Below are 12,270 nucleotides of genomic sequence, written 5' to 3' on the forward strand. Positions count from 1 at the left end.
CTCCTCAGGTTCTGACGGAATGGTTGTAACGGGCGGAATGTCTGCTCAGCATAATCAGACCAATCAGGCCGACCACCATGGCTGCCGTTATGATGTACTGGTGCAGCAGCGCGGCGGCAAAACCAATACCCGCCAACACCACCAGGGTGACAATAATCAGGAAAACACGCGCCCCGCGCCCCGATGCCGCACGTAACACAAAGATCAGTATCGCCAGCACCGCGCTGGCAATGGCCACGCCCAGTGCGCCAATGGTGTCTGTGACGCCGGTAAGCGGCGTCCACCAGGCGTATAGCGCCACCGCGAAGCCTATAACCGCGGCCAACAGCAGCAAAATAGTGCCGACGCGCGAAGATTGAGAATGCAACATACCAGGAATCCCCCTCTAAAAAATGCAAAATGGACCAACATTAAGGCGTTTTCGTGGATATATGTCCCTGCTGTTCGCGCGTGCAATGGCTATTAAAACAACGCGACGTGAAAAACGGCGGCATATTTCCCTAAACGTAACTGAGTATAGAAGAGGATTTTTTAAAGGGGCGTTTATCCGGAGAGTACCCTTCCTCACGTTGAGCCCATAAGGCAGTGTGTTTCGCTAAAAACGCTCGGGCGAGGTTTATTGTCTGCTTTGAGCGAGGGACAAACGCTGGGGTGTAAAAAAAATCGCCAGATGGGGTAGTAAAGGCTAGATTTAATTCAGGCATAACTGGTATGACCACATAAATAAGGCTCTATGAATGCGTTCAGTCATAATACCCGTAAATGAAGGTGGATTTCTGGCAGCCACAATTTGGGAAAGAAGCGATGCCAAAGCGATAGTGCTCCTTCATCCGGCAACGGCGGTTGTACAGGGGTTTTATAAGGGATTCGCAGAATATCTTTTTAACAGAGGATTCAACGTCCTCACATACGATTATCGCGGCACCGGCCTCTCTAAATCCGGGCTGGTCCGTACTTACCGCGTTTCGATGTCTGACTGGATCGACCAGGACGTCGGATGTATAACCGCCTGGGCTAAAGCACATTTTCCAGGGCTTAGCCTGTTGGCGGTAGGACACAGTGTGGGCGGGCATGCCGTTCTGCTTTCAACAGCCACCCACGCCCTGCAAGCTGCGGTCATTGTAGCCTCACATGCCGGGGTGACGAGCACCATCAAACGCACCACTGAAAAGGTGCGTGTCTGGTGCGTATTACGTGTTCTGGCTCCGATTCTGTGCCGTATTTTCGGTTACATGCCTGCCAGGCGCCTGGGGCTGGGTGAAGATTTACCGGCGCCAGTCATGCTTCAATGGGGGCGCTGGAGCGCAATGCCTGGATATTTTTACGATGATCCACACTGGAATGCACGCCAACGGGCTAGTGAGATCACCCTACCCGTGCTGGTAATGGGATTTGATGACGATCCCTGGGCTAACCGTGAAGCTATTGCGCGGCTGATGGAGCCGGTGCAACAAGCAAAAATAGAACGCTGCGAGATACGGCACGCAGAGTTTGGTCTTTCGTCCATTGGGCATATGGGATTTTTTCGTACGCGATGTGCGGAGAAATTATGGCCCGTCGTCGGTCAATGGCTGGAGAGTCAGTGCCCGGATTGAACGACGCGTGAACATGACCTTTCTGAGTATTCAACATATTAAAACCTGCCGGCATAAAAATTTGGAAATTTAACGGAAATGGTTAAGCTTCTTAGACACATGCTTAAGGGATAGTCAGGAAATGATTGTTAACTGTATGGTCTACCGTTCAGGCCACCCCGCCGAAACCGTAGATATTGAGGATATCAGCGAAATCATCCAGGATACCGATGCGTTTATCTGGCTGGGGCTTTGGCAGCCTGAACCTGCTTTTATGTACAAAGTCCAGGAGGAGTTCGGTCTGCACGATCTGGCCGTTGAGGATGCGCTTAATGCACATCAGCGGCCTAAAATAGAGCGTTATGGCAGCTCGGCATTTATCGTTGTAAAAACCGTCAGTGGACAGGACGACAATATTGAGTTTGGCGAAACGCATTTGTTTGTGGGCCGAAACTTCCTTATTACGGTGCGCCATGGTGCTTCAGTGAGCTATGCACCTATACGCGCCCGTGCTGCTGAGGCCCCGGACATGCTTTCGTACGGTCCGGCTTATCCTCTTTACTGTATTCTGGATTTTATTGTTGACAGTTATGCAGAGCTGACTGCGCGCCTCAACACCAAAATTGGTGATATAGAAGCGACACTTTTTCACAGTGAATTTGACCGTGAAGCTATTCAGGACGTGTATTCCCTCCGCCGTAATCTACTCGGGCTTCGCAACGCCGCTCAGCCAGTAGAAGAAATCTGTACAGAGCTTATCCGCATTCATGAAGAACTTATTCCAAAACCCCTCAGGGCGTATTTCAGAGATATTCAGGATCACGCAAGCCATGTAGTAACGGATGTAAATGACATGCGTGAGCTGCTAAGCAGCGCGATGCACGTTAACCTGGCACTGGTTTCAGTGCAGCAAAACGAAGTCGTGAAGAAACTGGCCGGTTGGGGGGCCATCCTCGTGATCCCGACGGTAGTCTTTAGCATGTATGGTATGAACTTCGAACATATGCCGGAACTGAAGACGCTCTTTGGTTATCCGGCTACGGTCGCTGTCACGCTGGGAGCCTGTGTATTACTGTGGCTTCGGCTCAAACGCTCTCGCTGGCTTTGATTGATAAGCGATCTGATAGTTTTTGGTGTCGTGAAGTACAGTAAAGCCTCACGCTTATGTCGATTATGCCACGACACCATACCCTATCCGTTATTTCCCCTGCATATGTCGGTACATTCCTGTTCACCGGGACCCGGTTGCTCAATCCGGGATCGCTCGCTCCACCGTTTATAAAATCCTGAAAAACGAGGCTATCACAGGGCAAGGTGACTCGTTATTCTAAATTATCAAACCACATCGATAATTATTATATTTGTTTATGATTCATTGAGCTCAGATGTGAATTTATATTGACGGACGTAAACATTATTTTTTCACACAAGGATGGTTAATATGAAAAGGGTTTTTATGACGGCTGCATTAACGGGTTTATTTGTCAGTAATAATCCGTATGCAGGAGAAAGCTATCTGGTCTATAACCCACATAATATTGCGGTATTTGAAGTGCGTTTCTTTAATGTTGGCGACGGCCCCTTTATGCCGGACTGGCCGAATGCGTCTGAGTCAACCTGGGATCTTGGCCAGCAACAAAAAGAAAAAATACTCGATGCTATGCGTTACTGGGCTGAGGTTATTACCCCCAGCCCAGGGCAACTGCCTGCCATTATCAATGTGGGGACGTTTAACGACGAGAATGCCGCAGGTTCCAGCGATTCAGTTACCGACGGCATTATAAGTCTGACGCAGTTGCAAGGCGCATTGAACGGTATTGATACCGGAGAGCTGACCTTTGGCTCCCACGCCCAGTTCATCATGGGCAAACTGGATTTTGATAACGTTCCCTATGTGCCCGCGCAATTGCCGCGCACTGGAAAGGCCGATCTGGTCAGCGTCGCTGTTCATGAGCTGGCCCATGGACTGGGAATATCCAATATGGTTACCGATCTGCAAGGAAGTGGCACATTCACGCCCGCTTTCGATACCGTGCCTTTTGGCTCCTGGACCAGCCATCTGCGCGATGACCGTGGCAATCCTGCCCGACCAGGGCAAGTAATATTGTGTAATGGATGCAATAACAGATGGGATCCACAAGGCTTTGATGTACGGCTTGATAAAGGCTATTTCACCGGCAGGCATGTGGATGAAGTCCTTGCAGGCGCCATGCCTGGCGTGCCGGTGAAAATGTTAGCAGACGACGGCTCGGTCGATGATAACTACATGAGCCATATCGAGCTGAAAAACAGCATGATGAGCCATCAGAACTACCGCAATTACACCACGTTTATGGAAGCGGAACTGGCGTTGCTGCAGGATATGGGATATCAGATTGACCGGCGTAACTTTTTCGGTTTTTCGCTATATGGCAACGGGCAAACGCTCGTTAACCGCAATGGCTATTTTCAGCGTAATCAGCAGGCGGATGGCTATCTGGCTGGTCAATACAATACCGCTAATCTGGGAGTTGGCCTGCATGTGTATGGCAGTAATAACCATATCTTTCAACAAGCGGACCTGTTGACGTCAGGGGCTGGCGGCGCGGGCATCCGTATAGATGGGCAAAATAACACCCTGAGCATCGATCCCGGTGTACGGATATACGCCGATGGCGTTAATGGCCGTGGGGTGATGTTTGCCTACGGTAAACAGCACAGCCTTATTCAACGTGGCGACGTTCAGGCACTGGGAGCCAGTGGCGTCGGTATCAGTTTTGATTTTGGCAATAACCTCCTGGGTAACGAGGTGGACTATCGCGGATCCTGGCTTCATATCGTGGACGGCTATTACGATGCGTTATTACCCGAGTTGCAGGGAGCGCTGGTAGACAATGCCGACATCAGCGGACGGGTTGCCGGTAAAGGCGCGGCGATTTATATATCACCGAACGCGCTGGTCGGTAATATAAATATATTAACGGGTGCCCGGCTGGAGGGTGATATTTATTCGGACTACGCCCAGCGGGATGACTATGGCCAACAGCGGTTAACGCTGCTTACCTTCGGTCGGAAGGCCAATGCGTACGGGCAAGCGACGGAAGCTGCCGATGCTGATTTCAGCTTTACGTACCGCGGAAACATTGAAGGTATCAATAATCTGGCACTGGACGCGCACGGAGGGAAAACCTCGCTTAATGGCGATTTCCAGATTTACAGCATGACTATCGCGCCAGGTGCCAGCCTGTCCGGCAACGCCAGCTATACGCTTAATGAGGAAGGCCGCTTTGTAAATAACGGGATCCTTGCGCCGGGTAATTCACTTGGGCAAATCAATATATCCGGTGCTTATCAACAGGGGAATACCGGGCAGTTGTTGTTGGAAGTCGACGGGCGCGGCAGGCATGATACTCTGCGAGTGGACGGTCACGCACAATTTGACGGTCAACTGACGTTTGCGCCGCAGCCGGACTGGTACGCAACAAACTGGCGTCTGAATACGCAAGATTTGCTAAAAACGGACGCTTCCGACGGCAATTTCAGTGCGGTGAACAGCGTGCTCCGTTCACCCACGCTAACGCTGCAAACAACGCCACAGGGAAAGAATGGCTGGCAGCTCTCAATGCTGCGCGCTTCAAACGCATACAGCCGGTATGCGCAGGACGCTAATGCGCGTCAGGTAGGGCAAGCGCTGGATAAAATTGTGGCGGAAGCTAAGTCGGATATACAACCGCTGTACCGTACTCTGGATTTCTCAGCCACTGATGGCGGGAGTATCAGCAATGCCTTGCCGCAACTTTCTGCGGGCGCCTACAGCGCCATGTTCGCAAGTTCCCTGCAGCGTGAACAGCAGATAGCGCGGATCGTTGGCGGGCCAAATCCTGTGGTTATGCCGAAGCAACTGACGGAAGGCGAATGGCGCAGCTTTGCCATACCCTTTGGCGGCGGCTTCTGGCAACAGCGTCAGGGTGACAGTGTAGGGTACGACGCCAGCAGTTATGGCATTGTATTCGGTGCTGAAAAACAAAACGATGAGAATCACAACTGGATTTATGGCTTTCATGGTGCGGTCAGCGGTCAGTCGGTGACGGTGAAATCACCAGAAACCGCAACCGGGAAAACCACTGCTTTCGATCTGGGTGTTCATGCTCGTTACGGCGCTGAAAGGTCCGAAGGAATGTATTTATTCGGCACTGGCCGATTGGGTATTGAAGACAGCTGGCTGGACAGAAACATTAATGTAGAAACTTACGGAGCAAGCCACCATGCCACCTGGACCGGATTGTCAGGTTCTGTTACGGCCGGCGGAGGCTATCGATGGGCGCTGAATAATAATGTGAACGCCGGACCGGTAACGTCATTGAATTACACCACATTACATCGTCCCGGCGTGAAGGAAAGCGGCAATGACGGCAGCCGACTGATGCTGGGTTCGCAGACCTTCGATTCTCTGAGATCAAGTATCGGGGTGAATGGTAACTGGAATGTACCCCTCGCTTCAGGGGCATCGTTCGCAGCTGAGCTGCAGCTCAGCTGGGATCATGAACTGCTTGATGGCAACGTAGTGCAACAAGCCTCTTTCGCCAACTATCGAAGCACAGGGTTTAGTTCCAGGAATCAGGTGACTGGTCGTGACACTCTGGGTGTTAAGGCAGGTATGAGCTATAAAATCAACGCTGATGTCGAATTGGGCATCGGGGTTGAAAGCGAAATGTTTCGTTCTGGCTATGACTCGATTGCAGGTAATCTTTCAGCCACCTGGCGTTTCTGATGTCTGAGGACGAGAAAATAATAGGACTGGCCCTGTCCCCGGCGTTGCCGGGGTATTCCTGAAGGCTTTTGATATCAAAAATGGCTTGTGTCGCCCTGGCCATGCTCACCTGAACCTTTAACCCGCTTAAGCTGGATCTCTTCACCACGTTGCCAGGCATCCGCTCCCTTAGCAACTGGGTGCGCCACAATATCCTTACGTTCTTCTTTGATGGCTTGCGTGCTCACGTCAAAGCGTCGATCTCTGTCCGCCAGAAGTTTAGGGTCTAACTGCCCTTCCCCGGTAAAGCCAATCATCAGTGCCGGAATGCCGAGCGGCAGCTTTTTATCGCGGTCGGTGTGCCAGGTATGCCAGGTCTTGCCGTAGGTATTCACAATTTTGCTCATCAATGCTTTGTCAGCCACTGCAGGTAAACCTGGAGCAATCAGGCTGCCGGATTTCACTTCATATTGATGGCTGTGCCACAATTTTTTTTCTTCCGGCGGCAGTGTGTTAAACAAACGCTCACTAATGATGTACTCAACGCCCATTAAACGGGCATCTTTGGTGTTACCGTCGTAGATCACCGCCTGCATCACGTCTTCATTCAACACGGTTACATAATGATGGGCTTCCATCTGGCCATTTTTATCCCCGCTATAAAAATGGAAACCGTCAAGGTAGGCACTCATTGCATCAATGGGCGGACGGGACTGGATAAGCTGAGCACCGGCTTCAAGCGTGCTCGTCCCGACGGAGGTTTTTACACCCGGAACAGGCGTATTTGAAGGGGTATTGTTCGCGCCACAACCCACTAACGTCAGGCTCGACAATAATAAAAGCGATAATGGTTTCATTGACCCTCCCTGTAAAAGTCACTTTACTGAAAGTAGTACATTCGCGCAGACACGCCAGGAGAGTTTTTATTAAACCATCCGGCAAACTGGCGTACGTTCCGTTTAAGAACACCATTTAAATACTGGCAGAAAGAGCATCAGAGATTTGTTTGATCAATTGCCATTTATATCAATGTCCGCTTCTGGCACAAAACAGCCATTAACATTCATCGAATTCTCAGTAAATCTGAATACCGGGTCGTATACCGCGGCGAAAGCATTTCACGCTTCATCTGCCATTGCTGCTGTATGCCCTGCCCGGCAAAATAAAGCGTACCCTTTCCATCTTTCGCGTTCAGACGATCCAGCACTTCCATCAGCTTTTCACTTCCGGCACGCGGCGCGCTGTTGTCAAACAAATTGAGCTGGGCAACGCCCTGGCTGAAGAAGTCCCCGAGCATAATGCCGGCTTTCTGGTAGCGGTGACCCTCCTTCCAGATTTTGTCGAGGCACTTTACCGCGGCGTTGATAATGTCGCGGGAGTCCTGAGTGGGTGTGAGAAGCGTCATTGAGGCACTGTTGCCGTAATAGGGTTCGTTCAGAGCGAACGGAGAGGTCTTTACGAACGCCGAGATAAAGCGGCAATACTGGTGCTCGCCACGTAACTTCTCAGCGCCACGGGCCGCATAGCTGCATATAGCCTGGCGCACCTGCTCGTATTCTGTCACGCGCTCACCGAATGACCGACTACAGACGATCTCCTGCTTTGTCGGTGCAAACTCTTCCAGATCGAGGCACGGCTCGCCGCGCAGCTCCCGGACCGTTCGCTCCAGCACTACATTGAAGTGCTTGCGGATAATCCACGTGCTCTGCTCTGAGAGATCCAGCGCCGTTTTGATACCCATCGCATTGAGCTTCTTGCTGATGCGCCTGCCCACGCCCCATACGTCCTCTACAGGCACGATAGCCAACAACCGGCGCTGGCGGTCGATATTGGATAAATCAACCACCCCACCCGTCTGCTGCTGCCATTTCTTCGCCGCGTGATTTGCCAGCTTCGCCAGCGTCTTCGTCTGGGCTATGCCAACGCCGACCCTCAGGTGCGTACGCTTCAAAACCGTTTCGCGGATCTCCTTGCCAAAATCAGTCAGGTCCCGGCAATTACGAACCCCGGTGAGATCACAAAAGGCCTCATCAATGGAATATATTTCGACGCGAGGGCTTATTTCTTCCAGCGTGGTCATTACCCGGCTGGACATGTCAGCGTAAAGTTCGTAGTTACTGCTGAAGCAAACCACGCCGGCGCGCCGGAACAGGTCTTTCTGCTTAAAGTATGGCGCCCCCATGGTAACGCCAGCGGCTTTGGCCTCTGCGCTGCGCGCTATCACGCAACCGTCGTTATTTGAGAGGACAACCACCGGTCGGCCTCTCAAATCTGGCCTGAATACCGTCTCGCATGATGCATAGAATGAATTCACATCACAGAGCGCAAACATATCAGCTGGCCGATTTAACAATAAAAGTGACCACACCAAAAATGTCCAGCGTGTCTTCACTGCCAACGATAATCGGTGAATAAGCGCTGTTCATCGGATTGAGTTGAACATTAGGCCGCAGTTGCAGGCGCTTAACGGTGAATTCCCCTTCCACCGCGGCGATGACGATATCGCCGTGCTCAGCCGTTCGGGAACTATCGACCACCAGTAAATCGCCGTCGCTTATTCCCCCTTCAATCATTGAATCACCCGCGGCTTTAACGAAATACGTCGAGCTGGGGTGGGCAACCAGAAGTTCATTAAGATCAATGCGCTGCTCCACATAATCGGCAGCCGGGCTTGGGAATCCGCACTGAACTAAATCACTGAAAAGTGGAAGCGCGATAATCTCACGCAGTTCTGTAGGTCTGATAAATTCCATTACGCATACCTCTAATACTGTTTTTATATACAGTAGTTTTGTTTTGAAGCACGCGCAAGGCAGCTGAACCGTAGCGACTGTTTAAACCTTCACCGTTTCGTTTGTAAGTTTCTCTCTGGCTTCAAATTATGGTTTTTGTAAATTTTACGATTAAACGCTTCGACTGCTCGTTTTAAAGGCTAAATGAATAGATTGTCATCAACATAAACAAGGTGAAGGGCGGCATGGCATTTCTTTAGCCGGAATGCCGTTTGACTGTACCCATATACAGTAGTATTTTTACGTGCAGACAGAATCGCACAATTAATATTCATAGGGAAAAAATAATGTTTGTTGAACTGGTTTATGACAAGCGAAACGTACAGGGGCTGGAGGGAGCCAGGGAGATAATTCTGGCTGAACTGACAAAACGTGTGCACCGGATTTTTCCTGATGCCAGCGTGACGGTTAAGCCAATGCAGGCGAATGGCCTGAATAGCGATGCCAGCAAAAGCGACCGGGAAAAGCTGAACCGTATGCTTGAGGAAATGTTTGAAGAGTCGGACATGTGGCTGACGCAAGAGTAACAAGGTTAACAAATACCAGCCCACCGGGGAAAAACCGGGCGCAATGCCCGGTTCTGTTTTCAGCCAGTAATGCCTTTAATCACTCACCCGCGGTTCTCCAGCATCGGTTCATTTCTCGGATCGTGCCCGCAAGATAAAAATGCCTCCCGGAATTTCTGCCCATTTTCTCGCGTTATCTTGTACAAGATACAGCTTTTGCATGTCGATCAAGTCATCTTATCCCTGCCCTATACTTTGAGTATGACATCCGACTGGAGGTTTCTATGTGTGGACGCTTTGCACAAGCCCAAACCCGTGAAGAATACCTGGCCTACCTTGCCGACGAAGGCGATCGCGACATCGCGTATGACCCGGCCCCCATTGGCCGGTACAACGTCGCGCCCGGTACCAAAGTCCTGCTGCTGAGCGAACGCGACGAACTACTGCACCTCGATCCGGTGTTCTGGGGCTACGCACCTGGATGGTGGGACAAAGCACCACTGATTAACGCACGTGTAGAAACCGCGGCCACCAGCAGAATGTTTAAACCTCTGTGGCAACATGGCCGGGCGATTTGTTTTGCCGATGGATGGTTCGAATGGAAGAAGTCAGGTGACAAAAAACAACCCTACTTCATCCACCGGGCCGACGGTCAGCCAATCTTTATGGCGGCGATCGGAAGCACACCGTTTGAGCGCGGCGATGAAGCCGAGGGATTTCTGATTGTGACGTCTGCGGCTGATAAAGGCCTCGTCGACATTCATGACCGCAGGCCACTGGTTTTGTCACCAGAAGCGGCACGCGAGTGGATGCGCCAGCATGTTGGCGGGAAAGAAGCTGAAGAGATAGCTTCAGATGGTGCAGTGCCCGCCGATAAGTTCGTCTGGCATGCGGTAACGCGTACAGTAGGAAATGTAAAAAACCAGGGGAGGAATTTGATAGAGCAAATAGAAATCAAATCTGATCTTAGTTAGACCTGCACTTTTTAGATGGGATAATAAAACCCTTCTCTCTATTGAAGTCAAAACCTTTGACAACTCCTGTCATTTTACGGGACAAATTATTTCCTTGCTGTAAATCAAATTCGACGACACAGGAAAAATTTGGATTGGCTAATCTAATCTGTATGGCCTCCCAGATGGCTAAAATAAGATTTGCTTAAAAGATCTACACGTGCCTTAATGATGCGGTTGGTTCGATGCAATGTGAATCTGACTTTTCCAAAGTAGTCCTCATAACCAGGTGCTATCTCTGATATCCCCTCCTCTTGAGTCCATACGTATGCCATCATGCGTTTCTTTTCATGAACTTGTAACTTTTAAGTGTTCAAGTGGAGTTTTTATGTCATCAAAAATGATAGGTCTTGTTAAGTGGTTTAACGATGATAAGGGCTTTGGCTTCATCTCCCCACTCGATGGAAGTAAAGATATCCTTGTTCACTCTTCTTCTCTACAGGGAGAGACATTCAAAACTCTTTTTGAAGGCCAAAAAGTTAAATTTGCTGTCATTGCCGGTACCAAAGGTCCGACAGCTGCAAATGTTACGCTTTGCGATAAATAACCCCCTCAATGACCGCTTAAGCTTCTGTGAATTAAATAATCAGAAGCGTCATTTATCGTTTGCGAATATCATTACAACAGGCCAGCATATTTACAGCACCGTCAAATTTGCTGACCGATGTGATGAAATGCAGGACTGCTGCATGAATAGTCTCAAAGCAGAAACTAACTGCTTATAAAATATTAAAGTGCGTAAGAGGTTAGGCAGCCTCCAAAAGCATCACTTCTTAGTTATTATATGAGATTTTTTAGTAATGTTGAGGGGATTTGAACAACGCGTTGCAGTAAGGGCAAACCAGTTGAGCTCCCTTTTGTACACGATTGTAACTATGCTCCGAGTCTCTTGTGCAGTTTGGACAAGGGCATTTGACTAAATAATTTCGGCGGAATTGCGTGTTTTTACGTGCAGACATAAGCTTCTCCAGTACAAATGGACTGCTACAGTACACGTTAAGGCAGAATATTGCTTGTTTTAATTTCGAAAGAGGTAACTAAACGTCAATAAATCAACCCCTTTCGAACAACCCCGGGCCATAAAACCCCCTGAAATACATGGTGATACATGAAAAAAGTAATTATTTTCTTTAATGGTAAACCAGGTAAAGTAATCACCGTACTTAAGGGCGTGACATCAATACGCGAACAATACCCTAATGGAGAAGGGATAAACCTTCCGATAATGTCAGCCGGTTTTCCCTCTTTAACAGGTGACCATGAAGTTGTCTATGTTGCATCAGATCGAGAGCTTACATCTCAGGAAATATTAGATGCAGCAAGGAAGTATCTATAAGCTTCAATATCTTCTACCAACACTGCAGATAACCTTTAGTAACAAGCATTATTAAAACAATTAGGAATTATCAGTATTGCCTACCTGGCGTAGGCTTTTTTTTCATTTAGCAGACGATACATTCCTGTCTAATGTCATATATTTTTTAGGACTCGGAACATTTTTTGATTCAAACAGTCTAAAAGATATACTCACAAAGGGGGCCTTTATGACAACGCTTATCATCTCTACTATCGTGGCAATGGTACTGGCATTGATGATTTTAAGTCTGATCAAGATCGGGATCAGCGTATCGAACAATCCTGATGAACTGTAATGTA

The 12,270-nt window shown here is 49.4% G+C and carries 13 protein-coding genes; 8 read left to right on the forward strand and 5 right to left on the reverse strand.

Annotation, left to right across the window (positions count from 1 at the left end; all coding sequences use genetic code 11):
• Positions 1 to 4: 4 nt before the first annotated feature.
• Positions 5 to 370, reverse strand: a complete 366-nt coding sequence (locus C3451_RS01040) for a hypothetical protein (RefSeq protein ID WP_124304195.1) — start codon at positions 368 to 370, stop codon at positions 5 to 7.
• A 367-nt stretch (positions 371 to 737) separates the two neighbouring features.
• On the opposite strand from C3451_RS01040, the gene C3451_RS01045 reads away from it, so the two are divergent.
• The 3 genes from C3451_RS01045 to C3451_RS01055 all read left to right on the forward strand — a co-directional run bounded on the left by C3451_RS01045 (position 738) and on the right by C3451_RS01055 (position 6,324).
• Entirely contained in the window at positions 738 to 1,595 is an 858-nt protein-coding gene (locus C3451_RS01045; RefSeq protein WP_038415997.1) for an alpha/beta fold hydrolase, read from the forward strand.
• Positions 1,596 to 1,716: 121 nt separating this feature from the next.
• Positions 1,717 to 2,682 (forward strand): magnesium and cobalt transport protein CorA, encoded by a 966-nt coding sequence (locus C3451_RS01050; protein ID WP_045621684.1) that lies wholly within the window; start codon positions 1,717 to 1,719, stop codon positions 2,680 to 2,682.
• 333 nt (positions 2,683 to 3,015) lie between these two features.
• Positions 3,016 to 6,324, forward strand: a complete 3,309-nt coding sequence (locus C3451_RS01055) for an autotransporter outer membrane beta-barrel domain-containing protein (protein ID WP_045621682.1) — start codon at positions 3,016 to 3,018, stop codon at positions 6,322 to 6,324.
• 74 nt (positions 6,325 to 6,398) lie between these two features.
• On the opposite strand, the gene C3451_RS01060 is transcribed toward C3451_RS01055, so the two are convergent.
• The 3 genes from C3451_RS01060 to C3451_RS01070 all read right to left on the reverse strand — a co-directional run bounded on the left by C3451_RS01060 (position 6,399) and on the right by C3451_RS01070 (position 9,056).
• Positions 6,399 to 7,160, reverse strand: a complete 762-nt coding sequence (locus C3451_RS01060; protein ID WP_124304196.1) for an OBAP family protein — start codon at positions 7,158 to 7,160, stop codon at positions 6,399 to 6,401.
• A gap of 206 nt (positions 7,161 to 7,366) precedes the next feature.
• Complete coding sequence (locus tag C3451_RS01065; protein ID WP_032671166.1) at positions 7,367 to 8,635, reverse strand: Y-family DNA polymerase; 1,269 nt, start codon at positions 8,633 to 8,635, stop codon at positions 7,367 to 7,369.
• A 1-nt stretch (position 8,636) separates the two neighbouring features.
• Entirely contained in the window at positions 8,637 to 9,056 is a 420-nt protein-coding gene (locus tag C3451_RS01070; protein ID WP_045621679.1) for a translesion error-prone DNA polymerase V autoproteolytic subunit, read from the reverse strand.
• 326 nt (positions 9,057 to 9,382) lie between these two features.
• Here C3451_RS01070 and C3451_RS01075 point away from each other — a divergent pair, with 326 nt between their 5' ends.
• The 3 genes from C3451_RS01075 to C3451_RS01085 all read left to right on the forward strand — a co-directional run bounded on the left by C3451_RS01075 (position 9,383) and on the right by C3451_RS01085 (position 11,161).
• A complete protein-coding gene (locus C3451_RS01075; RefSeq protein ID WP_006808847.1) occupies positions 9,383 to 9,622 on the forward strand; it encodes a DinI family protein in 240 nt (79 codons plus the stop codon).
• A gap of 263 nt (positions 9,623 to 9,885) precedes the next feature.
• On the forward strand, positions 9,886 to 10,575 hold the full coding sequence (locus C3451_RS01080; RefSeq protein WP_038415993.1) for an SOS response-associated peptidase: 690 nt from the start codon (positions 9,886 to 9,888) through the stop codon (positions 10,573 to 10,575).
• A gap of 367 nt (positions 10,576 to 10,942) precedes the next feature.
• Complete coding sequence (locus C3451_RS01085; protein WP_022647994.1) at positions 10,943 to 11,161, forward strand: cold-shock protein; 219 nt, start codon at positions 10,943 to 10,945, stop codon at positions 11,159 to 11,161.
• A gap of 247 nt (positions 11,162 to 11,408) precedes the next feature.
• Here the strand turns inward: C3451_RS01085 and C3451_RS24470 are convergent, their stop codons facing one another.
• Positions 11,409 to 11,573, reverse strand: a complete 165-nt coding sequence (locus C3451_RS24470; protein WP_213083702.1) for a YnfU family zinc-binding protein — start codon at positions 11,571 to 11,573, stop codon at positions 11,409 to 11,411.
• A gap of 149 nt (positions 11,574 to 11,722) precedes the next feature.
• Between C3451_RS24470 and C3451_RS01090 the strand changes: the two genes are divergently transcribed.
• Both C3451_RS01090 and C3451_RS24745 read left to right on the forward strand, forming a co-directional pair.
• Entirely contained in the window at positions 11,723 to 11,950 is a 228-nt protein-coding gene (locus C3451_RS01090) for a hypothetical protein (protein ID WP_071788017.1), read from the forward strand.
• Positions 11,951 to 12,158: 208 nt separating this feature from the next.
• Positions 12,159 to 12,266 carry a YnaM/YnfT family protein gene (locus C3451_RS24745; RefSeq protein WP_022647993.1) on the forward strand — a complete coding sequence of 36 codons (108 nt, stop codon included), beginning with the start codon at positions 12,159 to 12,161 and terminating at the stop codon, positions 12,264 to 12,266.
• The last annotated feature ends 4 nt before the right edge of the window (positions 12,267 to 12,270 follow it).

Origin of the sequence: Enterobacter sp. 301B (assembly GCF_003850715.1) — a bacterium.
Taxonomy (GTDB): Bacteria; Pseudomonadota; Gammaproteobacteria; order Enterobacterales; family Enterobacteriaceae; genus Enterobacter; species Enterobacter intestinihominis.